This is a genomic window from Pseudomonas sp. TH21, from assembly GCF_016651025.1.
GTDB lineage: Bacteria > Pseudomonadota > Gammaproteobacteria > Pseudomonadales > Pseudomonadaceae > Aquipseudomonas > Aquipseudomonas aylmerensis.
The window spans coordinates 4,023,257-4,046,620 of record NZ_JAEKEQ010000001.1 but is presented as its reverse complement, the minus strand read 5'-3'; the positions used below and the strand labels follow the sequence as shown (position 1 = coordinate 4,046,620).

The 23,364-nt window shown below is 60.3% G+C and carries 18 protein-coding genes and 1 pseudogene; 3 read left to right on the top strand and 16 right to left on the bottom strand.

Going from position 1 to position 23,364, the window contains the following annotated elements; translation table 11 throughout:
* Positions 1 to 34: 34 nt before the first annotated feature.
* The 15 genes and pseudogenes from nuoF to JFU04_RS17730 form a co-directional block, all read right to left on the bottom strand.
* The gene (gene nuoF / locus JFU04_RS17800; RefSeq protein ID WP_099587018.1) at positions 35 to 1,390 is read right to left on the bottom strand and encodes an NADH-quinone oxidoreductase subunit NuoF; all 1,356 of its coding nucleotides are present in this window, start codon (positions 1,388 to 1,390) and stop codon (positions 35 to 37) included.
* Positions 1,387 to 1,884, bottom strand: a complete 498-nt coding sequence (nuoE, locus tag JFU04_RS17795; protein WP_003174721.1) for an NADH-quinone oxidoreductase subunit NuoE — start codon at positions 1,882 to 1,884, stop codon at positions 1,387 to 1,389. The genes nuoF and nuoE overlap by 4 nt, the downstream gene beginning before the upstream one ends.
* Before the next feature lie 2 nt (positions 1,885 to 1,886).
* Positions 1,887 to 3,671, bottom strand: coding sequence for an NADH-quinone oxidoreductase subunit C/D (gene nuoC, locus JFU04_RS17790; protein ID WP_201145173.1), 1,785 nt, complete (start codon positions 3,669 to 3,671; stop codon positions 1,887 to 1,889).
* Between the two features lie 72 nt (positions 3,672 to 3,743).
* Positions 3,744 to 4,417: pseudogene (locus tag JFU04_RS17785) on the bottom strand (NuoB/complex I 20 kDa subunit family protein).
* A gap of 10 nt (positions 4,418 to 4,427) precedes the next feature.
* Complete coding sequence (locus tag JFU04_RS17780; protein WP_003219575.1) at positions 4,428 to 4,841, bottom strand: NADH-quinone oxidoreductase subunit A; 414 nt, start codon at positions 4,839 to 4,841, stop codon at positions 4,428 to 4,430.
* 887 nt (positions 4,842 to 5,728) lie between these two features.
* Positions 5,729 to 7,054: an isocitrate lyase gene (aceA, locus tag JFU04_RS17775; RefSeq protein ID WP_025858968.1), complete on the bottom strand. Its 1,326-nt coding sequence runs from the start codon at positions 7,052 to 7,054 to the stop codon at positions 5,729 to 5,731.
* A 491-nt stretch (positions 7,055 to 7,545) separates the two neighbouring features.
* Positions 7,546 to 8,283, bottom strand: coding sequence for a secretin N-terminal domain-containing protein (locus tag JFU04_RS17770; protein WP_201145172.1), 738 nt, complete (start codon positions 8,281 to 8,283; stop codon positions 7,546 to 7,548).
* A gap of 230 nt (positions 8,284 to 8,513) precedes the next feature.
* On the bottom strand, positions 8,514 to 8,936 hold the full coding sequence (locus JFU04_RS17765; RefSeq protein WP_065907519.1) for a GNAT family N-acetyltransferase: 423 nt from the start codon (positions 8,934 to 8,936) through the stop codon (positions 8,514 to 8,516).
* Positions 8,929 to 10,095, bottom strand: a complete 1,167-nt coding sequence (locus tag JFU04_RS17760) for a ribosomal protein uL16 3-hydroxylase (RefSeq protein WP_065907517.1) — start codon at positions 10,093 to 10,095, stop codon at positions 8,929 to 8,931. The genes JFU04_RS17765 and JFU04_RS17760 overlap by 8 nt, the downstream gene beginning before the upstream one ends.
* Positions 10,096 to 10,179: 84 nt before the next feature.
* On the bottom strand, positions 10,180 to 11,550 hold the full coding sequence (gene purB / locus JFU04_RS17755; protein WP_010209589.1) for an adenylosuccinate lyase: 1,371 nt from the start codon (positions 11,548 to 11,550) through the stop codon (positions 10,180 to 10,182).
* 124 nt (positions 11,551 to 11,674) lie between these two features.
* Positions 11,675 to 12,298, bottom strand: coding sequence for a high frequency lysogenization protein HflD (gene hflD / locus JFU04_RS17750; protein ID WP_058425015.1), 624 nt, complete (start codon positions 12,296 to 12,298; stop codon positions 11,675 to 11,677).
* The gene (gene mnmA / locus JFU04_RS17745) at positions 12,295 to 13,419 is read right to left on the bottom strand and encodes a tRNA 2-thiouridine(34) synthase MnmA (RefSeq protein WP_106803428.1); all 1,125 of its coding nucleotides are present in this window, start codon (positions 13,417 to 13,419) and stop codon (positions 12,295 to 12,297) included. Before mnmA ends, hflD begins: the two co-directional genes overlap by 4 nt.
* A gap of 59 nt (positions 13,420 to 13,478) precedes the next feature.
* Positions 13,479 to 13,925: an NUDIX hydrolase gene (locus JFU04_RS17740; protein WP_120448969.1), complete on the bottom strand. Its 447-nt coding sequence runs from the start codon at positions 13,923 to 13,925 to the stop codon at positions 13,479 to 13,481.
* A 70-nt stretch (positions 13,926 to 13,995) separates the two neighbouring features.
* Complete coding sequence (locus tag JFU04_RS17735) at positions 13,996 to 15,213, bottom strand: serine hydrolase domain-containing protein (RefSeq protein ID WP_242485916.1); 1,218 nt, start codon at positions 15,211 to 15,213, stop codon at positions 13,996 to 13,998.
* Positions 15,214 to 15,375: 162 nt separating this feature from the next.
* Positions 15,376 to 17,601 (bottom strand): NADP-dependent isocitrate dehydrogenase, encoded by a 2,226-nt coding sequence (locus JFU04_RS17730; protein WP_065907507.1) that lies wholly within the window; start codon positions 17,599 to 17,601, stop codon positions 15,376 to 15,378.
* A 493-nt stretch (positions 17,602 to 18,094) separates the two neighbouring features.
* Here JFU04_RS17730 and icd point away from each other — a divergent pair, with 493 nt between their 5' ends.
* Entirely contained in the window at positions 18,095 to 19,351 is a 1,257-nt protein-coding gene (gene icd, locus JFU04_RS17725) for an NADP-dependent isocitrate dehydrogenase (protein WP_201145170.1), read from the top strand.
* Between the two features lie 81 nt (positions 19,352 to 19,432).
* Here the strand turns inward: icd and cspD are convergent, their stop codons facing one another.
* A complete protein-coding gene (gene cspD / locus JFU04_RS17720; RefSeq protein ID WP_106803430.1) occupies positions 19,433 to 19,696 on the bottom strand; it encodes a cold shock domain-containing protein CspD in 264 nt (87 codons plus the stop codon).
* Between the two features lie 219 nt (positions 19,697 to 19,915).
* Here cspD and clpS point away from each other — a divergent pair, with 219 nt between their 5' ends.
* A complete protein-coding gene (gene clpS / locus JFU04_RS17715) occupies positions 19,916 to 20,284 on the top strand; it encodes an ATP-dependent Clp protease adapter ClpS (RefSeq protein ID WP_010567912.1) in 369 nt (122 codons plus the stop codon).
* 29 nt (positions 20,285 to 20,313) lie between these two features.
* On the top strand, positions 20,314 to 22,584 hold the full coding sequence (gene clpA / locus JFU04_RS17710) for an ATP-dependent Clp protease ATP-binding subunit ClpA (protein ID WP_201145168.1): 2,271 nt from the start codon (positions 20,314 to 20,316) through the stop codon (positions 22,582 to 22,584).
* Positions 22,585 to 23,364 lie beyond the last annotated feature (780 nt).

Here is a 23,364-nt window from a genome sequence, read left to right as displayed (position 1 = left end):
AAGCGAAGGGCACGGACCCTTCGCTCTTTAAGCGTTACGCGCCGACTACGATCGGCCTCGCCAGAGGCGGGACGGCGGCGCTGGTAGGCGCGATGCCGGCTTCGAACTCCGAGCGGAAGTATTTGATTGCGCTGCCCAATGGCTCCACGGCGCCCGGTGCGTGAGCACAGAAGGTCTTGCCTGGGCCGAGGAAACCGACCAGACCCAGCAGGGTCTCGATGTCACCCTCGCGGCCTTCGCCATTTTCCAGGGCCATCAGCAGCTTGACGCTCCACGGCAGACCGTCGCGGCATGGGGTGCAGAAACCGCACGATTCACGGGCAAAGAATTGCTCCATGTTGCGCAGCAGCGAGACCATGTTCACGGTGTTGTCCACCGCCATCGCCAGGCCGGTACCCATCCGGGTGCCGACCTTGCCAATGCCGCCGGCATACATCTGTGCGTCGAGGTGCTCGGGCAACAGGAAGCCGGTACCGGCTCCGCCTGGCTGCCAGGCTTTCAAGGTGTAGCCATCGCGCATGCCGCCGGCGTAGTCCTCGAACAGCTCGCGGGCGGTCACGCCGAAAGGCAGCTCCCACAGGCCCGGGTTCTTGACCTTGCCGGAGAAGCCCATGAGCTTGGTGCCCATGTCTTCGCTGCCTTCGCGGGCCAACGATTTGTACCAGTCGACGCCGTCGGCGATGATCGCCGGTACGTTGCACAGGGTCTCGACGTTGTTCACGCAGGTCGGCTTGCCCCACACGCCCACGGCGGCAGGGAAGGGCGGCTTGGAGCGTGGGTTGGCGCGGCGGCCTTCGAGGGAGTTGATCAGTGCGGTTTCTTCACCGCAGATGTAACGCCCGGCGCCGGTGTGCACGAACAGTTCGAAGTCAAAACCCGAACCGAGGATGTTCTTGCCCAGCAGGCCTGCGGCCTTGGCTTCTGCCACGGCACGGTTGAGGTGCTTGGCGGCGGTGGTGTATTCGCCACGCAGGAAGATGTAGCCGCGGTAGGTTTTCAGCGCGCGGGCGCTGATCAGCATGCCTTCGATCAGCAGATGGGGCAGTTGCTCCATCAGCATGCGGTCTTTCCAGGTGTTCGGCTCCATTTCATCCGCGTTGCACAGCAGGTAGCGGATGTTGATGGATTCGTCCTTGGGCATCAGGCCCCACTTCACGCCCGTGGGGAAGCCTGCACCGCCGCGACCTTTGAGGCCGGCGTCTTTCACGGTCTGGACGATATCGTCCTGGGCCATGTCGGCGAAGGCTTTGCGCGCAGCGGCGTAGCCGTTCTTGGCCTGGTACTCGTCGAGCCATACCGGCTCGGCATCGTCACGCAGGCGCCAGGTCAGTGGGTGGGTCTCAGGCGAACGCTTGATCAGGTTGGCCGGGCCGAAAGATGTAAGGGTCATGGGTAGCCCTCGAGCAATTGGGTCACGCCAGCAGGCTGCACGTCACCGAATGTGTCGTCGTCGATCATCAACGCCGGCGCCTTGTCGCAGTTGCCCAGGCAGCACACCGGCAGCAGCGTGAAGCGGCCGTCCGGGGTGGTTTGGCCAAGGCCGATGCCCAGCTTGTTCTGGATTTCGCTGACCACCGACTCGTGGCCACCGATGTAGCAGACCATGCTGTCGCACACGCGAATGATGTGGCGGCCCACGGGCTGGCGGAAGATCTGGCTGTAGAACGTTGCCACACCTTCAACATCACTGGCCGGGATGCCGAGGATCTCGCCGATGGCGTAGAGGGCGCCGTCCGGCACCCAGCCACGTTCCTTCTGGACGATCTTCAAGGCTTCGATCGACGCCGCGCGCGGGTCTTCGTAGTGATGCAGCTCGTGCTCGATGGCCGAGCGCTCGGTTTCACTGAGGGTGAAACGGTCTGTCTGGATAAGCGTGCTGTTCATGCTTAGCGGTCCACGTCGGCCATAACGAAATCGATACTACCCAGGTACGCAATCAAGTCCGCGACCATCTCGCCTTTGATCACCGAAGGGATCTGCTGCAAGTGCGCGAAGCTTGGGGTACGAATCCGGGTGCGGTAGCTCATGGTGCCGCCATCGCTCGTCAGGTAATAACTGTTGATACCCTTGGTCGCTTCGATCATCTGGAAGGATTCGTTGGCCGGCATCACCGGGCCCCACGAAACTTGCAGGAAGTGCGTGATCAGGGTTTCGATGTGCTGCAGCGTGCGCTCTTTCGGCGGCGGCGTGGTCAGCGGGTGATCCGCCTTATACGGGCCGGCCGGCATGTTGCGCATGCACTGCTCGATGATCTTCAGGCTCTGGCGCATTTCTTCGACGCGCACGATGCAACGGTCGTAGGCATCGCCATTGGCCGCCAGCGGGACTTCGAATTCGAAGTTCTCGTAGCCGGAGTACGGGCGCGCTTTACGCAGGTCGAAATCGCAGCCGGTGGAACGCAGGCCAGCACCGGTGACGCCCCATTCCAGGGCTTCCTTGGTGTTGTACTGGGCGACGCCGATGGTGCGGCCCTTGAGGATGCTGTTGTCCAGCGCGGCTTTCTGGTACTCGTCCAGACGCTTGGGCATCCAGTCGATGAATTCCTTGACCAGGCGTTCCCAGCCGTTAGGCAGGTCATGGGCGACACCGCCGATGCGGTACCAGGCCGGGTGCAGGCGGAAGCCGGTGATGGCTTCGATGACCTTGTAGGCGCGCTGCCGGTCGGTGAAGGTGAAGAACACCGGGGTCATGGCGCCGACGTCCTGGATATAGGTACCCAGGAACAGCAGGTGGCTGGTGATCCGGAAGAACTCGGCCATCATGATGCGGATGGTGTCGACGCGGTCCGGGACCTTGATGCCGGCCAGCTTCTCGACCGAGAGCACGTACGGCAGGTTGTTCATCACGCCGCCGAGGTAGTCGATACGGTCGGTGTACGGGATGAAGCTGTGCCAGGACTGACGCTCGGCCATCTTCTCGGCACCACGGTGGTGGTAGCCGATGTCCGGCACGCAGTCGACGATTTCTTCGCCGTCCAGTTGCAGGATGATGCGGAACGCACCGTGAGCCGAAGGGTGGTTCGGGCCCAGGTTGAGGAACATGTAGTCCTCGTTGGTGCCGGAGCGCTTCATGCCCCAGTCTTCCGGACGGAAACGCGCAGCCTCTTCTTCAAGCTGTTGCTTGGCGAGGTTGAGGCTGAACGGGTCGAATTCGGTGGCGCGCGCAGGGAAGTTCTTGCGCAGCGGGTGACCTTCCCAGGTCGGCGGCATCATGATGCGCGTCAGGTGCGGGTGGCCCGGGAAGTCGATCCCGAACATGTCCCAGACTTCACGCTCGTACCAGCTGGCGTTCGGCCAGATACCGGTCACGGTCGGCACGCTCAGGTCGCTTTCGGACAGGGCGACCTTGATCATCACGTCGCTGTTACGTTCGATCGACAGCAGGTGATAGAACACGGTGAAGTCGGCGCCGCTCGGCAGCCCCTGGCGCTTGGTGCGCAGACGCTCGTCCACGCCATGCAGGTCATAGAGCATGACGTACGGCTTGGGCAGGTTGCGCAGGAAGGTCAGGACTTCGACAAGCTTGGCACGCGCCACCCACAGCACCGGCATACCGGTGCGTGTGGCCTGGGCGGTGAAGGCGTCAGGGCCAAAACGGTTATTGAGTTCGACGACCACATCCTGGTCGTCTGCCTTATAAGGCGGGATGTACAGAGCACTGCCTGTAGTCATGGTTTTTTATCGCTTTCGGTCAACGTAAAGAATGAAGCCAGGTTTTCGTTCTATAAAAGAAGCGGGGCTGGATCAGACTTCGTCGGGGCTGCGCAGGTTGGTGACTGCGATTCGCTGTTCGCGGCGCTGTTCCTTTTGCGAAGGCATCTCGGCGCGGTACACGCCTTGATCGCCGACGACCCAGGAAAGCGGGCGACGCTCCTTGCCAATCGACTCCTGCAACAGCATCAAGCCTTGCAGGAAAGCTTCAGGGCGAGGCGGGCAGCCAGGCACGTAGACGTCCACGGGCAGGAACTTGTCCACCCCTGAACCACGGAGTAGATGTCGTACATGCCACCGGAGTTGGCGCACGAACCCATGGAGATAACCCACTTCGGCTCGAGCATTTGCTCGTAGAGACGCTGAATGATCGGCGCCATCTTGATGAAGCAGGTTCCGGCGATAACCATGAAATCCGCCTGGCGCGGCGATGCCCGGATAACTTCGGCGCCAAAGCGCGCGATGTCGTGGGGCGCCGTGAAGGCGGTGGTCATTTCCACGTAGCAGCACGAAAGGCCGAAGTTGTACGGCCACAGGGAGTTTTTACGCCCCCAGTTGACCGCGCCACTCAGCACGTCTTCCAGCTTGCCCATGTAGATGTTTTTGTGGACTTGGTCTTCTAACGGGTCGGAAACGGTTTCCCGTTCGCCGATGGGGTACTGCTCGTTAGGAGCATCCGGGTCGATCCTGGTGAGATTGTATTGCATCGCCAAAGCCTCATTGTTTCAGCTTCGCTTGCCGCTTACGACGAGCTTCCGGAGCCCAGTCAAGGGCGCCCACTCGGAATAGGTAGACAAGGCCTGCCAACAGAATTGCTATGAAAACGAGGGCTTCGACGAATCCGGTCCAGCCGCTTTCGCGGACGGACACAGACCAGGCAAAGAGAAAGAGGGCTTCGATGTCGAAGATCACGAAGAGCATCGCGACCAGATAGAATTTGGCTGAGAGCCGCAAGCGGGCGCCACCTGTAGGGAGCATGCCGGACTCGAACGGTTCGTTTTTGCTGCGGCCCCAGGCTTTTGACCCGAGGAGGCTGGAGACGCCGAGCATGAAGGCGCACAGGCCGACAACACCGAGGAGGAAAATGGCAAAGCCCCAGTTGTGGGCCATGAGTCCTGTCGCTTCGGTCATGCTGGAAATCCTTAACAGAGAGCAAAGGTCTCTGAGCTCGAAAAAGTAACGATGCAGTGACGATATGTCGCACTGCAATCAATCGCGGTGATTTTATGGCTAAACACCGGGCAAGTAAAATTCCTATAGCGAAATTATTCGATGGAATAAGGACATAGTGCACCTTTGTGGGGCTGCAGCCCTTGCGGTGTGGGCATTAGCGGGCTTTTCACCAATTATGTTTTGTTTAACCTGTAACGAAGTTTTCATGCGCTAAATGATAATGAATATTGTTTGCGTGGGGTTTAAGCGATTGTTTCTCATGTGGCGGGGGAAGTTGCCGTTACTTGCTGGAGTGGCGCTAGTTGGTGGAGGGGATCTTTTAACTGATTTGAGTCGAGTAAATACCGCTCTGGATCAATGTTTTGCGCAAAATCCCCAGGTAGCCAGCATTCCTGTGGGAGCCGGGCTTGCTCGCGAAGGCGATCCGTCAGTTGATGCATTCAGTGACTGACCCAGCGCTTTCGCAGGCAAGCCAGCTCCCACATTGGATCTCCATACACCCGGGGACTTAGGCCTCATCCCCAGCTCCCACATTGGATTTCCATACACCTGGGGGCCTAGGCCTCATCCCCAATCCCCTGTGGGAGCGGGCTTGCCCGCGAAGGCGATCCGTCAGTTGGTGCATTCGGCGACTGACCCAGCGCTTTCGCAGGCAAGCCAGCTCCCACATTTGATCTCCATGCACCCGGGGACCTAGGCCTCATCCCCAGCTCCCTCTAGCCAGTTCCACCTTGGATTTTGGGGTTCTTTAAATAAAAAAACGCCCCGAACCAGTCGGGGCGTGATTGTTGTGCGGCACTGCGGTTAGGTCTTCCTTGGGGCCGCAGTGGCCGTGTACGCGGTGCTTAGTGGAACTGTTCTTCTTCGGTCGAACCGGTCAGCGCGGTCACGGACGAGGTGCCGCCCTGGATCACGGTGGTCATGTCGTCGAAGTAGCCAGTGCCCACTTCCTGCTGGTGCGCCACGAAGGTGTAGCCCTTGGCGGCGTCAGCGAATTCCTGCTCCTGCAGCTTCACGTAGGCAGTCATGTCGTTGCGGGCGTAGTCGTGCGCCAGGTTGAACATGCTGTGCCACATGTTGTGAATGCCGGCCAGGGTAATGAACTGGTGCTTGTAGCCCATGGCGGACAGTTCGCGCTGGAACTTGGCGATGGTCGCGTCGTCCAGGTTCTTCTTCCAGTTAAAGGAAGGCGAGCAGTTGTAGGACAGCAGTTGGTCCGGGTATTCCTTCTTGATCGCTTCGGCAAAGCGGCGCGCTTCGTCCAGGTCCGGCTTGGCGGTTTCGCACCAGATCAGGTCGGCGTACGGCGCGTAGGCCAGGCCACGGGCGATGGCCTGGTCGAGACCGGCGCGCACCTTGTAGAAGCCTTCCTGGGTGCGTTCGCCTGTCACGAACGGCTGGTCGTACGGGTCGCAGTCCGAGGTCAGCAGGTCAGCGGCGTTGGCGTCGGTACGGGCCAGGATGATGGTCGGGGTACCGGCAACGTCAGCAGCCAGGCGAGCAGCGGTCAGCTTCTGTACAGCTTCCTGGGTAGGAACCAGTACCTTGCCGCCCATGTGGCCGCATTTCTTCACCGAGGCCAGTTGGTCTTCGAAGTGCACGCCGGCAGCGCCTGCCTCGATCATGCTCTTCATCAGTTCGTAGGCGTTCAGCACACCACCGAAACCGGCTTCGGCGTCAGCCACGATCGGTGCGAAGTAGTCGATGTAGCCTTCGTCGCCCGGACCTTTACCGGCTTTCCACTGGATCTGGTCGGCGCGGCGGAAAGAGTTGTTGATGCGCTTGACCACGGTTGGCACGGAGTCCACCGGGTACAGCGATTGGTCGGGGTACATGGATTCAGCGGAGTTGTTGTCCGCTGCCACTTGCCAGCCGGACAGGTAGATCGCCTGGATACCGGCTTTTACCTGCTGGACTGCCTGGCCGCCAGTGAGGGCGCCCATGCAGTTGACGAAATCTTTGTCGGGACGGAAGGACGGCTTGGCGCCCTGGGTGACCAGGTTCCACAGCTTCTCGGCGCCGAGTTTTGCAAAGGTGTGCTCAGGTTGAACCGAGCCACGCAGGCGGACGACGTCAGCAGCGGAATAAGCGCGGGTCACGCCTTTCCAGCGTGGGTTTTCAGCCCAATCTTTTTCAAGGGCTGCAATTTGCTGTTCGCGTGTCAGTGCCATGGGGAAAAACCTCGTCGCGTCTTGTTTGAAGTATCCGTTTGCCAGCCATGCATTCATTGCGTGGGCAGGGCTGCTCGCTGATCAGAAGCGTAGGCGCTCAAGACAGGTTCGACGGAGAAGGCGACGGGATGAACGATGGGGCTCAAGGGAGAGTTGAGCAGGTAAGGGCGAACTGCGAACGGTCTTCGGGCGTCGTGGGCCTTTGTACGATCCAACAGCGTGTTGCCGGGTTACCTGGTTAGCTTCCGTCCCTCGGGACAACTTCGTTCCAGTCGCAACCTCGTCAAACACACCTTGTGGGCGGTACAGACACGAATCGGCTCAGGTGGGTAGCTTAGAGCGGCGATCCGAAGGCCCTTGCCAGGGCCCCTGATTAGCGGGAGCGAGGCCATCATGCCCATGCTTTTTTGGATCGTCAAATGTTTTGTAGTGCTTTTTTTCAAGCACTACATCTTTAGTCTAATACGACTCATCAGTCAGTTTTTGGTGCTTCAGTTCAGGGTGTCGACCTTGACCCGCAGAGTCAGGTCATCGCGGCCTTGAGTAGAGTAGCTGCGGGTTGTAGAGGATTTGTCGGCCTGGGTCTCGCGATTGATGCCGGCCAGTGGAATCCATTCGCCAAGGCGACCGCTGATGGTTGTGTCGGTGCTTTGCACGTTCACTACATCGGGACGTTCCTGGCTCATGCGGTCACGGTTGGTACTGATCGCCAGGTGCACGGTCTCGCCGGTAACGCTGGCGGTGATATAGAAACCCTGGGTGACATTGCGGTACTGGGTCTGGTTTTGCGGGCGGCCGTAGGCATCCGGCTGGGTGGTGGTCAGGGGGACGCTCTGGCCGACCTGGATCAGCGCGGGCACACCCTCGCTCGCCTGGATCTGCTGGATGCCACCGTCGCGGCTGGCAGTGCCGTAGCTGATGATGCGGGTCTGGCTGTCACCGCTGTTCTGCTGGTTGTTTTCATTGCTGTCGACCGTGATCAGCAGGCGCTTGGCCGGCGTGTCCAGCTGCGCGAGCAGGGCGCGCAGGTCCTGGATCTTGCCGGGGTCGGCGTTAACAATAAGCTGGTTGCCGTAGGCGCTGACGGTGCCGTCCTTGCCGATGAAATTCTGCGCCACCGGCAGCAGGTCGGCGCTGGTGCGGTTGCTGAGGTTGACGACTTCGGTGTCGGCCATGGCCGAACAGCTGGCAGCCAGGAGGAGGGCGGTGAGCAGGGTGCGTAGGGACATGTCCGTTATCTCTGCGAGTCATTTAGGCGTGATAGTGCCAGTTTGTCGGCCTGGCAGGGCGCAAGTTGAATCGTAGACGGCAAAATGCCCTGGCAAGGCAGGGCATTGTTGGTGTTGCTGAAATAGCTATCGGGGGCAAGCCCACTCCCACACTTGACCGCATTCCCAAGGATGTACTCGGTCAAATGTGGGAGCTGGCTTGCCGGCGATAGCAGCGGCGCGGTATTGGATCAGTCCCCGCGCACCATATCCACATGCGGAATCCCGACTTCAAGGAACTCGTCACTGACGATCTTGAAACCCAGACGCTCGTAGAATGGCGCCGCATACACCTGTGCGCTGAGAAATTGCCGGGTCTGGCCGCGTTGCTCGGCCGCGCCAATCACCGCTTCCATCAGCTTGTCGCCGACCTTCAGGCCGCGCCAGTCCTTGAGTACCGACACGCGGCCGATCTCGCCGCTGGGCAGCAGGCGCGCAGTACCGATCGGAAAGTCGCCTTCGAAGGCTAGGAAATGCACTGCGTCTGCGTCGTCCGCATCCCATTCCAGCTCAGGTGGGACCGATTGTTCAGCGACAAAGACCGCTTCACGAATGCGCCGAATCTCGGCGATATCCTTTTGCCAGTCCGCGACACTTACGTGAATCTTATTCATCGGCAAACCCCAGGCTTCCTTGCTTGACCAGCTCGCACAGCAGGTCGCGGCCATCTTCGTCGGCCAGCCATTCGCCAAGGTTCTCGCTGTGCAGCGCATCGGCAGAGCACACCAGCTTCAGCAGCTCACGCAATTTGCCCGGCAGGTAACGGCTCTGGCCGCTGGCGAACAGCAGCACGTCGTCGTCGACTTCGGACCAGGCCAGGCGCGCGCTCGGGTTGCGCACCAGGATCGCGCCGTCTTGCAGGCTGGTGACGAAGTCGTCTTCGCCCAGCTCTTCGCCGGCTACCAGTTCCGGGTAGCGCGGTTCGGTCATGAACTGGCCGAACCAGGTCAGCAGCATGCGCTCGTCGCTCATGTGCTCGGCCAGCAGGCTCTTGAGGCGGTCGAGTGCATCACTCTGGATCTGGTGCGGATCGCTGACCGGCTGGGCATCGGCGTCGGTGTAGCGCTCTTCGTCGGTCAGGTACTGGCTGAGGAAGTCGGTGAAGTGGGTCAGCACTTCAGCTGCGCTCGGCGCGCGGAAGCCGACCGAGTAGGTCATGCAGTCATCTTCGGCAATGCCGAAATGCGCCAGGCGCGGCGGCAGGTAGAGCATGTCGCCCGGTTCCAGGACCCATTCGGCGCTCTCTTCGAATTCGGCCAGGATGCGCAGGTCGGCGTGTTGCAGCAGCGGGCTTTCGGCGTTGCACATCTGGCCGATCTTCCAGTTGCGCTTGCCCTGGGCCTGCAGCAGGAACACATCGTAATTGTCGAAGTGCGGACCGACACTGCCGCCCGGTGCGGCGAAGCTGATCATCACGTCGTCGATGCGCCAGCTGGGCAGGAAGCGGAAGTGTTCGAGCAATTCGGCGACTTCCGGCACGAACTGGTCGACGGCCTGTACCAACAGGGTCCACTCGCGCTCGGGCAGGGTGCTGAAAGCGTCTTCGGCGAACGGGCCGCGGCGCAGTTCCCACGGGCGCTCGCCGTGCTCGATCACCAGGCGCGATTCGACTTCTTCTTCCAGCGCGAGGCCTGCGAGTTCGTCGGCGTCGATCGGGCTTTCGAAGTCAGGGATGGCCTGGCGGATCAGCAGTGGTTTTTTCTGCCAGTAGTCGCGCAGGAATTCCCGTGCCGTGATGCCGCCCAGAAGTTGAAGAGGGATATCAGGATTCATGTGTAACCTATTGAAAAAAAGCACTTTTCAGACTGGAATAAAAACGCCCGGCGCGGCCGGGCGTCTCAAGGGGTCGTGCGTGGATCAGATGCGCTTGGCTTGCTCTACAGCGTTACCGATGTAGTTGGCCGGGGTCAGCAGTTTCAGCTCGGCCTTGGCCGCGGCTGGCATGTCCAGGCCGTCGATGAAAGTCTGCAACGCCTCGGGGCTGATGCCCTTGCCGCGCGTCAATTCTTTCAGCTTCTCGTATGGGTTTTCGATGTTGTAGCGACGCATCACGGTCTGGATCGGCTCGGCCAATACTTCCCAGCACGCGTCCAGGTCAGCGGCGATCTTCTGCTCGTTGAGCTCGAGCTTGCTGATGCCCTTGAGGCTGGCTTCGTACGCGATCACGCTGTGGGCAAAGCCCACGCCGAGGTTACGCAGTACGGTGGAGTCGGTCAGGTCGCGCTGCCAGCGGGAGATCGGCAACTTGCTGGCCAGGTGCTGGAACAGCGCGTTGGCGATGCCGAGGTTGCCTTCGGAGTTTTCGAAGTCGATCGGGTTGACCTTGTGCGGCATGGTCGACGAACCGATTTCACCGGCAATGGTGCGCTGCTTGAAGTAGCCCAGGGAAATGTAGCCCCAGATATCGCGATCGAAGTCGATCAGGATGGTGTTGAAGCGCGCAATGGCGTCGAACAGCTCGGCGATGTAGTCGTGCGGTTCGATCTGCGTGGTGTACGGGTTGAAGCCCAGGCCCAGTTCGTCTTCGATGAAGGCGCGGGCGTTGGCTTCCCAGTCGATCTCGGGGTAGGCCGACAGGTGGGCGTTGTAGTTGCCGACAGCGCCGTTGATCTTGCCCAGCAGCGGGACGGCAGCCACTTGAGCGATCTGGCGCTCCAGGCGGTACACCACGTTGGCCAGTTCTTTACCCAGGGTGGTTGGCGACGCCGGCTGGCCGTGGGTGCGCGACAGCATTGGCACGTCGGCGAAACGGATGGCCAGTTCGCGGATGGCGTTGGCGGTCTGGCGCATCAGCGGCAGCATCACGTCATCACGGCCTTCGCGCAGCATCAGGGCGTGGGACAGGTTGTTGATGTCCTCGCTGGTGCAGGCAAAGTGGATGAACTCGCTGACCTGGGCCAATTCCGGCAGCTTGGCCGCTTGCTCCTTGAGCAAGTATTCGATGGCCTTGACGTCGTGGTTGGTGGTGCGCTCGATCTCTTTCACACGCTCGGCGTGCTCCAGGGAGAAGTTTTCCGCCAGGGTGTTGAGCACAGCGTTGGCTTCGGCGGAGAACGCCGGCACTTCGCTGATGGCGGGGTGAGCGGCCAGGCGCTGGAGCCAGCGCACTTCAACCAGTACACGAGCACGGATCAGGCCGTATTCGCTGAAAATAGGGCGCAGGGCCTGGGTTTTGCCGGCGTAGCGGCCGTCAACAGGGGAAACCGCAGTGAGCGAAGAAAGCTGCATGGGGTGTTCTCGGACAGTCGGGCAACGAAATGGGGCGCGTATCATACATGAAAAAATCCGCCGGTCCGTTGCCAACTGACCGGCGTATTACGCGTGGGGCTATAAAAAACGTGGTTGTTGCGACTTATTCGTTGCGCATCAACGGGTAAAGCTCTTTGAGCAATTTGCGTCGGCTGATCACCAGTTGCCAGCGATGACCGCCCAACTGGCGCCACAACCGTGCCGAACGAATACCGGCCAGGAGCAGGGCGCGGATTTTCGAGGCGTTGTTCGGTTGCTGCAGGTTGCGCATGTCGCCGTGCACCTGAATCCGTTGGCGCAAGGTGCTCAAGGTGTCCTGGTACAGCGCACCGCAGGCGGCAATCACGTTTTCGTGGGCCGGGCCGAAGTGCTCTACCTGGGATTGGATCTGCGGCAGGCGCTTGCCGATGACTTCCAGCATGTCTTCACGCTTGGCCAGTTGGCGCTCCAGGCCGAGCATCGACAGGGCGTAGCGCAGCGGCTCGCGCTGCAAGGTGCTCGGGTCGCGCTCCAGGGCGCCGATCAGCGCGCGGTAACCTTCGCGCAGCGCCAGGTCGTCGCCGCCATACACTTCCAGCGTGTCCTTGGGGTCGCGGATCAGCAGGCTGCCGAGCATGCAGGTCAGGCCTGCCTCGGTGACCTGGCCGGTCTTGGCGATCTTGTCGACCAGCACTGCGGCGAGGAATACCCCGCCGAGGGCGGTCAATTGCTCCTGGGTCGGGCTCATGCCGGGTTGCTCCAGGGCTCGGCGACTTCAATCACGCCGCCGCCGAGGCAAATCTCGCCGTCATAGAACACCACGGACTGGCCCGGCGTGACCGCGCGTTGCGGGTCATCGAAGGTGGCGCGGTAGCCGCTGGCGGTTTTTTCCAGGGTGCAGGGCTGGTCGCTCTGGCGATAGCGCACTTTGGCGGTCAGGCGGCGCGGGGTGCTCAGGTCGATCGGGTTGACCCAGTAGATCTCCGACGCCAGCAGCGCACCGGAGAACAGCAACGGGTGCTCATTGCCCTGGCCGACGATCAGCACGTTGTGCTCGAGGTCCTTGACCAGCACGTACCACGGCTCTTCGCCGGCGTCTTTCAAACCGCCGATGCCCAGGCCCTGGCGCTGGCCGATGGTGTGGTACATCAGGCCATGGTGGCGGCCGATCACTTCGCCTTCGGTGGTCTTGATCTCGCCGGGTTGCGCGGGCAGGTACTGCTTGAGGAAGTCGCTGAAGCGGCGCTCGCCGATAAAGCAGATACCAGTGGAGTCCTTCTTCTTGGCAGTGGCCAGTCCGTGTTTCTCGGCGATCTTGCGCACTTCGGGTTTTTCCAGCTCGCCCACCGGGAACAGGGTCTTGGCGATCTGTTCGCCGCCGACGGCGTGCAGGAAATAGCTCTGGTCCTTGTTCGGGTCCAGGCCCTTGAGCAGTTCGGTGCGACCATCAACGTCGCGGCGGCGCACATAGTGGCCGGTGGCGATCAGGTCGGCGCCGAGCATCATGGCGTAGTCGAGGAACGCCTTGAACTTGATCTCGCGGTTGCACAGGATGTCCGGGTTCGGCGTGCGGCCGGCCTTGTATTCGGCCAGGAAGTGCTCGAACACATTGTCCCAGTACTCGGCGGCGAAGTTGGCGGTGTGCAGCTTGATGCCAATCTTGTCGCAGACGGCCTGGGCATCCGCCAGGTCGTCCATGGCGGTGCAATATTCCGTTCCATCGTCTTCTTCCCAGTTCTTCATGAACAGGCCTTCCACCTCATAACCCTGCTCCATGAGCAGAACGGCGGAAACGGAAGAATCCACGCCGCCGGACATGCCGACGATGACGCGCTTCTTTTGTGTGTCAGAAGGGGCTGGATCACGCATAGGATTTCAACGGGTGTCTTGAAAAAGGACGCGATTCTAGCAGGCCTGGGCCCGCAAGGCTAAAGAGAAGGGCGGATCAGTTCGAGGCTGTGGCACTGGCCGGCCAAATAATCATCGATACAGCGGATGATCAGCTCGCTGCGCCAGTCATTGCGCACGGCCATCAGTTCGTCGCGGGTCATCCAGCGGGCGCGCAGGATGCCTTCGTCGAGCTGATAGTCGGGATGGTGTCTCAGCGCCTTGGCGATAAAGCATACCCGCTGATAGGTCACGCCATTGCTGGGGGCAGTGTACAGGTAGATGCCGACGATGCCGGTGGCTTCCACGTCCCAGCCGGTTTCCTCGAGGGTTTCGCGCACGGCGGCTTCGGTCAGGGTTTCGTGTGGGTCGAGGTGGCCGGCAGGCTGGTTGAGCACGGCGCGGCCGCCCTTGAGTTCCTCGACCATCAGGAAGCGGCCGTTGTCTTCTACGAGGGTGGCGACGGTGATGTGGGGTTGCCAGGTCATGGAGGGCTCTCAAGCGATCAGTGGGGCAGGCGCCCATCATACAGGGGCGCCCGCCGGGTGTTGCGCTTGGTTACCGGGCGGCCTTGGTGATGGCGTCGAAGGCGACCATGTCGTCAATGACTTCACCGCCGGTGGCTTTGGTCTGCGCTTGCCACACGACGATCACCACGTTTTGCGTAGGGTTTATGTAGATGAACTGGCCGAAAATGCCGGCAGCCGTGAAGGCTTTGTCGGCTTTTGACGCGGCAGTCCAGGCCGGCCACCACATGGAGGCAAAGTCGCCGTAGGCGGCGTCGGTGCCGGTGGTGGCGCTGGCAAAGCTCATCCAGCCTTTGGGCAGCACTTGCTTGTCGCCGGCTTTACCGCCACTGAGTACGAACTGTCCGAAGCGCCCGTAATCTTCCAGTGTTGCGCTGATGCCGCTGCCGCCCACTTCGTTGCCGTTCGGGCCGTCGAGCCACCAATTCGCATCGGTCTGCATGCCATACGGCGCCCAGATTTTCTCGCTGAGGTAGTTCGCCAGGGGCTTGCCCACGGCGGCGCTGACCAGTTGGCCCAGCACTTGTGTCTCGCCGGTGCTGTAGTTGGTGCGGGTGCCAGGCGGCGCGGCGCTGGGCAGGCTCGCCATGAACTTGAGGGCGGAGCCGGGCACTTGTTCGGTCTGCAGCTTGAGCATCATGCGTCGATCCGACGTCGGGTCGGCGTATTTCTCACTCCATTTGACCCCCGAACGCATCGCCAGCACCTGGCGCACGGTGGCCTGGTCGTAGCCGCTGCCGGCCAGTGCAGCCAAATACTCGGTCACTTTGTCATCCAGGCTCTTGATCGAGCCGTCCTGCAAGGCCGCGCCGACGAGGGTCGATGTAATCGACTTGGCCACCGACATCGACATCCAGCGGGTTTCGGCGGTATTGCCTTTTTCGTAGCGTTCAGTAACGACTTGGCCATCCTTGATCACCAGCAGGCCTGTTACCCGGTTGAGGGTGACGTAGTCATCGAGGCTATAGCGTTTGCCTTCGTAATCGAATGCAACCGGTCCCAACGCCCGGCTGCTGTGCGGCAGTGGGAAAGGGTGGCCGCCGGCCTTGATGGTGCGCACCGGAAACAAGCGGTCGATATTGCGAAAGGTGCTGACCGCAGCGTCGGGGCTGAGTTTGCCGTCGTACATGGTCTGCACGTCGCCAATCGGTTCCTGTGCATGCGGGTAGGGTGGCGAGTGGCTCGCGCAGGCGGTCAGCAGGGCGATTGCCGAGGCCCAGGCCAGCGCCTGGAAGTGAGCTCTTTGCATAAAAACTTCCTTATTTGTTGTTTTCTGGAGTGGCTTGAGCAAAAACACAAAGCAAGTCCTGCGCCCACTTGCGGAAAAAAGTGCAAAAAAAATCCGGAACCCTTTCGGGTTCCGGATTTTGCTGTGGTGTGACGATCAATCAAGCATCGTCACATCAGCGCATCACACCAGTGCAGCAATCGCCGCATTGAGGGTGTTGCTTGGACGCATGGCCTTGCTGGTCAGCTCAGGGTTCGGCGCGTAGTAGCCGCCGATGTCCACTGGCTTGCCCTGCACGGCGTTGAGCTCGGCAACGATGGTTGCTTCGTTCGCGGCCAGGGTCTTGGCCAGTTCGCCGAACTGTGCTTGCAGTGCAGTGTCTTCGGTCTGGGCGGCCAGGGCTTGAGCCCAGTACAGCGCCAGGTAGAAGTGGCTGCCGCGGTTGTCGATGTTGCCGACTTTGCGCGATGGCGACTTGTTGTTGTCGAGGAACTGGCCAGTCGCCTGGTCCAGGGTTTTCGACAGCACCAGGGCTTTCGGGTTGTTGTACGTGACGCCCAGGTGTTCCAGGGAAGCGGCCAGGGCCAGGAACTCGCCCAGGGAGTCCCAGCGCAGGAAGTTTTCTTCCAGCAGCTGCTGCACGTGCTTGGGAGCCGAACCGCCGGCGCCGGTTTCGAACAGGCCGCCACCGTTCATCAGCGGCACGATCGAGAGCATCTTGGCGCTGGTGCCCAGTTCCATGATCGGGAACAGGTCGGTCAGGTAGTCACGCAGTACGTTACCGGTCACCGAGATGGTGTCCAGGCCCTTGCGGGTGCGCTCCAGGGTGAACTTCATCGCGTCGACCGGCGACATGATGCGGATGTCCAGGCCTTCGGTGTTGTGGTCTTTCAGGTAGGCCTGAACTTTCTCGACCACGACGCCGTCGTGCGCGCGCTTCGGGTCCAGCCAGAAAATGGCTGGGGTGTTGCTTGCGCGGGCACGGTTGACGGCCAGTTTGACCCAATCCTGGATCGGCGCGTCTTTGGTCTGGCACATGCGGAAGATGTCGCCGGCCTCGACGTTCTGTTCCATCAGCAGGTTGCCCTTGCTGTCGGTGACGCGGACGACGCCGTCAGCCTTGATCTGGAAGGTCTTGTCGTGGGAGCCGTACTCTTCGGCTTTCTTCGCCATCAGGCCAACGTTTGGCACGCTGCCCATGGTGGTTGGGTCGAAAGCGCCATTGGCCTTGCAGTCTTCGATGACCGCTTGGTAGATGGTGGCGTAGCAGCGATCCGGGATCACTGCCTTGGTGTCGTGCAGCTGGCCGTCGGTGCCCCACATCTTGCCGGAGTCACGGATCATGGCTGGCATCGAGGCGTCGACGATGACGTCGCTCGGCACGTGCAGGTTGGTGATGCCTTTGTCGGAGTTGACCATCGCCAGGGAAGGGCGAGCGGCGTAGACCGCCTGGATGTCAGCTTCGATCTGTGCTTGCTGGTCGGCCGGCAGGGCCTTGATGCGAGCGTACAGGTCGCCGATGCCGTTGTTCAGGTTGAAGCCGATCTGCTCCAGCACGGTGGCGTGCTTGGCCAGCGCGTCTTTGTAGAACTCGGCAACGATCTGGCCGAACATGATCGGGTCGGAGACCTTCATCATGGTGGCTTTCAGGTGAACCGAGAGCAGCACGCCTTGCTTCTTGGCGTCTTCGATTTCAGCGGCGATGAAGCTGCGCAGGGCGTTCTTGCTCAGTACGGCGCTGTCGATGATCTCGCCAGCCTGTACGGAAGTCTTTTCCTTGAGGACGGTCGCGGTACCGTCCTTGGCGATCAGCTCGATTTTGACAGCATCGGCGGCTTCGATCTGAACGGCTTTTTCGCTGCCGTAGAAGTCGCCGCTGCTCATGTGAGCCACGTGGGACTTGGAGTCGGCAGCCCAGGCGCCCATCTTGTGCGGGTGCTTGCGCGCGTAGTTCTTGACCGACAGCGGGGCGCGGCGGTCGGAGTTGCCTTCGCGCAGGACCGGGTTCACGGCGCTGCCCTTGACCTTGTCGTAACGTGCACGGGTTTCTTTTTCCGCGTCGGTGGTTACGGTTTCAGGGTAGTCCGGCAGGGCGTAGCCCTGGGCCTGCAGTTCCTTGATCGCAGCTTGCAACTGAGGCGTCGAGGCACTGATGTTAGGCAGCTTGATGATGTTGGCTTCAGGCGTAACGGCCAGGTCGCCCAGTTCGGCGAGGTGGTCCGGGATGGCCTTGGTACCCAGTTGCTCAGGGAAGCTTGCGAGGATGCGCCCGGCGAGGGAGATGTCGCGGGTTTCCACGGCAATATCAGCGGAAGCGGTGAAGGCCTCTACGATAGGCAGCAGTGAATAGGTGGCGAGGGCTGGGGCTTCGTCGGTGAAGGTGTAGATGATCTTCGAGCGGGTGGGCATATTCGGATTAACTCTCTTCTTTGCTGAAAGCGTGCGCAGAAACTCGAGATGCGCCGGGTGGAGCGCGTTCGTTCAAAGTCATCCATGAGCGAAATGTCGAGGTTTCTTCGCGGTGATGTTGGGTTGCATCAGTCGAGCGTCAAGCGGGTGGACTATTGTATTAGTCCTGCTTTGTAGCGGAAGGCTGTGTTCTAGAGCGGTCCGCCGTCGTGACTCTTTGGTCAGCGGCGGCATTATACATAGGTCGCTATGCTTACGCCGAGCCTTCATACAAAAGGTGTGTCGTCCATTGGTCTAAAGGTCGCAGGGCCCAACGTGCTACCAAGGTCGCATGCAGTGCTCAAGATTGGCGATTTTGCCTTTGCTTTCAGGCTTGTAGGCGACAATTTATGCTGTTTTCGATGCAAATGAGCATGGCGTGAGGTTTCAGTCGCCATTTATCTGGAGTAGGCTCGAACGCAGCCAGATGTTCAATCCATAGATGGAGTTCAGCATGGGATACAAGAAGATTCAGGTTCCGGCAGTCGGCGACAAAATCACCGTCAATGCAGACCATTCTCTCAATGTTCCTGACCAACCGATCATCCCTTATATCGAAGGGGACGGTATTGGCGTCGACATCAGCCCGGTGATGATCAAGGTGGTCGACGCGGCTGTTGAAAAGGCCTACGGCGGCAAGCGCAAGATCTCCTGGATGGAGGTGTACGCCGGCGAGAAAGCCACTCAAGTCTACGACCAGGACACCTGGCTGCCCCAGGAAACCCTGGATGCGGTCAAGGATTACGTGGTGTCCATCAAGGGCCCGCTGACCACCCCGGTCGGTGGCGGCATCCGTTCGCTGAACGTGGCCCTGCGCCAACAACTCGACTTGTATGTGTGCCTGCGCCCGGTGCGCTGGTTCGAAGGCGTGCCGAGCCCGGTCAAGAAGCCAGGCGATGTGGACATGACCATCTTCCGTGAGAACTCCGAAGACATCTACGCCGGGATCGAGTGGAAAGCCGGCTCGCCCGAAGCGATCAAGGTGATCAAGTTCCTCAAGGAAGAAATGGGCGTGACCAAGATCCGTTTCGACCAGGATTGTGGCATCGGCGTCAAGCCGGTCTCCAAAGAGGGGACCCAGCGCCTGGCGCGTAAAGCCCTGCAATATGTAGTGGATAACGACCGCGATTCGCTGACCATCGTGCACAAAGGCAACATCATGAAGTTCACCGAGGGGGCCTTCAAGGAATGGGCCTACGAAGTGGCGGCGCAGGAATTCGGCGCGACCCTGCTCGATGGCGGTCCATGGATGCAGTTCAAGAACCCGAAAACCGGCAAGAATGTGGTGGTCAAGGATGCGATTGCCGACGCCATGCTCCAGCAGATCCTGCTGCGTCCGGCCGAATATGACGTGATTGCGACACTCAACCTGAACGGCGACTACCTGTCCGACGCACTGGCGGCAGAGGTGGGCGGTATCGGCATTGCGCCGGGGGCCAACCTGTCCGACACCGTGGCCATGTTCGAGGCGACCCACGGCACCGCGCCCAAGTATGCGGGCAAGGACCAGGTCAATCCGGGTTCATTGATCCTGTCGGCGGAGATGATGTTGCGCCACATGGGTTGGACCGAGGCGGCTGACCTGATTATCAAGGGCACCAATGGCGCGATTTCGGCCAAGACCGTGACCTATGACTTCGAGCGCCTGATGGACGGCGCGAAGTTGGTGTCGTCGTCGGGTTTTGGTGATGCGCTGATTTCGCATATGTAAGGCGCAGGCATAAAAAAACCGGCCGTCCCAATCTTGCTGGGGTGGCCGGTTTTTTATTGCGTTTGCGCGCTCGACGGCGGATCAGGCCGTTTGCTTCTTTTCGTTATGAGCGGTCGACCCCGCGGTGGGTTCAGGTGCCTTGGCGACGATTTCCACGGCATGCAACCCTTTCGGTCCTTGAATGATTTCGAAACTTACAGGTTGGCCCGCTTTCAGCGTCTTGTACCCATCCATCTTGATCGCTGAAAAATGCGCAAAGAGATCTTCGGACTTACCGTCCTCTACGACGAAACCGTAGCCTTTGGCATTGTTGAACCACTTGACCTTACCACTTGCCATGCCCATATCCCTCTGCACCAGACTCCATCACTGGAGTATCATCCAGTTTATCCGTCCTAACCCGAATAAATAAGGTTGACTGCGCGGACCTTTTTTACCCACTGTGGGTTCTATTGGTTGTAACACCGTTTTGCCGATAGTCAAGGCGACTGGCCGGTCAGTAGTTGAAATTCTGACAGGTCGCCCCCACCACTGTATTTGAACCACTGACGAACCTTTCTTTCCATGCATGCAATCAGCCAGATTCGACTAACATTCAATCAGGATCGACCGGATCACGAACACGATGACGACGGTTCTGCAGGCATTGCTGTTCAGGAGGCCAAGCCTGCTTTACAGGCGCCGCCGATGTACAAGGTGGTTTTGTTCAATGATGACTACACACCGATGGATTTCGTGGTCGAAGTACTCGAGGTGTTTTTTAACCTGAACCGCGAGTTGGCGACCAAGGTAATGCTGGCCGTTCACACAGAAGGACGGGCAGTATGTGGAGTGTTTACCCGCGACATCGCCGAGACAAAGGCCATGCAGGTCAACCAGTACGCCAGGGAAAGCCAGCATCCGCTACTCTGTGAAATCGAGAAGGACGGTTAACGCCGACCACTTGGGTATGAGGTGAAGCTATGTTAAACCGCGAGCTCGAAGTCACCCTCAATCTTGCCTTCAAGGAGGCCCGTTCGAAGCGTCATGAATTCATGACCGTCGAGCACCTGCTGCTGGCACTTTTGGATAACGAAGCTGCCGCCACCGTTCTACGTGCGTGCGGCGCCAACCTCGACAAACTCAAGCATGACCTGCAGGAGTTTATCGACTCCACCACGCCACTGATCCCCGTGCATGACGAGGACCGCGAGACCCAGCCAACCCTGGGCTTCCAGCGGGTATTGCAGCGTGCTGTTTTCCACGTACAGAGCTCCGGTAAGCGTGAAGTCACAGGCGCCAACGTGCTGGTGGCAATTTTCAGCGAGCAGGAAAGCCAGGCAGTGTTCCTGCTCAAGCAGCAGAGCGTTGCCCGTATTGATGTCGTCAACTACATCGCCCACGGAATCTCCAAGGTGCCTGGGCACGGCGATCATTCCGAGGGTGAACAGGATATGCAGGACGACGAGGGCGGTGAGTCTTCTTCTTCGGGCAATCCACTGGATGCCTATGCCAGTAACCTTAATGAGCTGGCGCGCCAGGGGCGGATCGATCCGCTGGTGGGGCGTGAGCTTGAGGTCGAGCGTGTAGCGCAGATCCTCGCGCGTCGTCGCAAGAACAACCCGTTGCTGGTGGGTGAGGCAGGCGTGGGTAAAACCGCGATTGCCGAGGGCCTGGCCAAACGCATTGTCGACAATCAGGTGCCTGACCTGCTGGCCAACAGCGTCGTCTACTCCCTTGATCTGGGCGCCTTGCTCGCCGGGACCAAGTACCGTGGCGATTTCGAGAAGCGCTTCAAGGCGTTGCTTGGTGAGCTGAAGAAACGTCCGCAGGCGATCCTGTTCATTGATGAAATCCACACCATCATTGGTGCCGGTGCGGCATCCGGTGGGGTAATGGACGCCTCGAACCTGCTCAAGCCGCTGCTGTCGTCGGGTGATATCCGCTGCATCGGTTCGACCACGTTCCAGGAATTCCGCGGCATTTTCGAGAAAGACCGCGCCTTGGCGCGTCGCTTCCAGAAAGTCGACGTGTCCGAGCCTTCGGTTGAAGACACCATTGGCATCCTGCGCGGGCTCAAGGGGCGTTTCGAAGCGCACCATGGCATCGAGTACACCGATGAGGCCCTGCGTTCGGCCGCTGAACTGGCGTCGCGCTACATCAATGACCGGCACATGCCGGACAAGGCCATCGACGTGATCGACGAGGCGGGTGCCTATCAGCGCCTGCAGCCGGTCGAGAAGCGTGTGAAACGCATCGACGTACCTCAGGTCGAGGACATCGTGGCGAAGATCGCGCGGATTCCGCCAAAACACGTCACCAGTTCCGACAAGGAACTGCTGCGTAACCTGGAGCGTGACCTCAAGCTGACCGTGTTCGGCCAGGACGCGGCCATCGACTCGCTGTCCACCGCGATCAAGTTGTCGCGTGCGGGCCTCAAGTCGCCGGACAAGCCTGTGGGTTCGTTCCTGTTCGCCGGTCCTACCGGCGTCGGCAAGACCGAGGCGGCACGGCAGTTGGCCAAGGCCATGGGCATTGAGCTGGTGCGTTTCGACATGTCCGAATACATGGAGCGTCACACTGTGTCGCGCCTGATCGGTGCGCCTCCGGGCTATGTCGGGTTCGACCAGGGCGGCCTGTTGACCGAAGCGATCACCAAGCAGCCGCATTGCGTATTGCTGCTCGATGAAATCGAGAAGGCGCACCCGGAAGTCTTCAACCTGCTGTTGCAGGTGATGGACCACGGCACCCTGACCGACAATAACGGGCGCAAGGCGGATTTCCGCAACGTGATCGTGATCATGACCACCAACGCCGGTGCCGAAACGGCCGCGCGGGCTTCGATCGGCTTCAGCCATCAGGATCACTCTTCCGATGCCATGGAAGTGATCAAGAAGAGCTTTACGCCGGAGTTCCGCAACCGTTTGGACACCATCATCCAGTTTGGTCGCCTCAGCCATGAGGTTATCAAGAGCGTGGTGGACAAGTTCCTCACCGAGCTTCAGGCGCAGTTGGAAGACAAGCGCGTGCAGCTGGAAGTGACGGACGCGGCGCGCAACTGGCTGGCCGAAGGTGGTTACGACGCGGCAATGGGCGCTCGCCCGATGGCGCGTCTGATCCAGGACAAGATCAAGCGGCCATTGGCCGAAGAGATCCTGTTCGGCGAGCTGTCCGACCATGGCGGCGTGGTGCATATCGACCTGAAGGATGGCGAGCTGACCTTCGACTTCGAAACCACGGCGGAAATGGCCTGATCGTTGACTGCACTACAGCAAAGGCGCCGAAAGGCGCCTTTTTGCTGTCTTGATGTTGGTGGAGATCAAATGTGGGGGCTGGCTTGCCTGCGAAAGCTGTGGGTCAGCCAGCGAATGCATCAACTGACGGATCGCCTTCGCGGGCAAGCCCGCTCCCACAGGGGATTGGGGTGGGGCCTGAGATCCCGGGTGTACACAGATCAAATGTGGGGGCTGGCTTGCCTGCGAAAGCGGTGTGTCAGCCAGCGAATGCATCAGCTGACGGATCGCCTTCGCGAGCAAGCCCGCTCCCACAGGGGATTGGGGTGGGCCTGAGACCCCTGGTGTACTCAGATCAAATGTGGGAGCTGGCTTGCCTGCGAAAGCGGTGGATCAGCCAGCGAATGCATCAACTGACGGATCGCCTTCGCGAGCAAGCCCGCTCCCACAGGGGATTGGGGTGGGGCCTGAGATCCCGGGTGTACACAGATCAAATGTGGGAGCTGGCTTGCCTGCGAAGGCGGTGGGTCAGCCAGCGAATGCATCAACTGGCGGATCGCCTTCGCGGGCAAGCCCGCTCCCACAGGGGATTGGGGTGGGCCTGAGACCCCTGGTGTACGCAGATCAAATGTGGGAGCTGGCTTGCCTGCGAAGGCGGTGGGTCAGCCAGCGAATGCATCAACTGGCGGATCGCCTTCGCGAGCAAGCCCGCTCCCACAGGGAATTGGGGTGGGGCCTGAGACCCCGGGTGTATGCAAATCAAATGTGGGAGCTGGCTTGCCTGCGAAAGCGGTGGGTCAG